The 788-nt window shown below is 56.6% G+C and carries 1 protein-coding gene; it reads left to right on the forward strand.

Annotated features, from left to right (window positions below; all coding sequences use genetic code 11):
- Positions 1-788 (forward strand): hypothetical protein (locus tag WG8_RS11310; RefSeq protein WP_007430312.1); only part of this gene is annotated, 788 nt, incomplete at both ends.

Consider the following 788-nt stretch of genomic DNA (forward strand, 5'->3'; position numbering starts at 1 on the left):
GTTCAAGGCGTCCAAGGCGATCAAGGACCTCAGGGAGTTCAAGGCACACAAGGCGATCAAGGACCTCGGGGAGTTCAAGGCACACAAGGCGATCAAGGACCTCAGGGTGTTCAAGGCGTCCAAGGTGTTCAAGGACCTCAAGGAGTTCAGGGCGTTCAAGGCGATCAAGGACCTCAAGGAGTTCAGGGAGCCCAAGGCGACCAAGGACCTCAAGGAGTTCAAGGCACACAAGGTGACCAAGGACCTCAGGGAGTTCAAGGAGTCCAAGGCGACCAAGGACCTCAAGGAGTTCAAGGCACACAAGGTGACCAAGGACCTCAGGGAGTTCAAGGAGTCCAAGGCGACCAAGGACCTCAAGGAGTTCAAGGCACACAAGGTGACCAAGGACCTCAGGGAGTTCAAGGAGTCCAAGGCGACCAAGGACCTCAAGGAGTTCAAGGCACACAAGGTGACCAAGGACCTCAGGGAGTTCAAGGAGTCCAAGGCGACCAAGGACCTCAAGGAGTTCAAGGCACACAAGGTGACCAAGGACCTCAGGGTGTTCAAGGCGTTCAAGGCGACCAAGGACCTCAGGGTGTTCAAGGAACCCAAGGTGCTCAAGGACCACAAGGTGTTCAAGGAACCCAAGGTGACCAAGGACCACAGGGAGTTCAAGGCGTACAAGGTGCTCAAGGACCTCAGGGCGTTCAAGGCGCACAAGGCGTTCAAGGAGTCCAAGGCGACCAAGGACCTCAGGGCGTACAAGGCGTTCAAGGCGACCAAGGACCTCAAGGTGTCCAAGGAGCCCA

The sequence above is a fragment of the Paenibacillus sp. Aloe-11 genome (genome assembly GCF_000245715.1).
GTDB lineage: Bacteria > Bacillota > Bacilli > Paenibacillales > Paenibacillaceae > Paenibacillus > Paenibacillus kribbensis.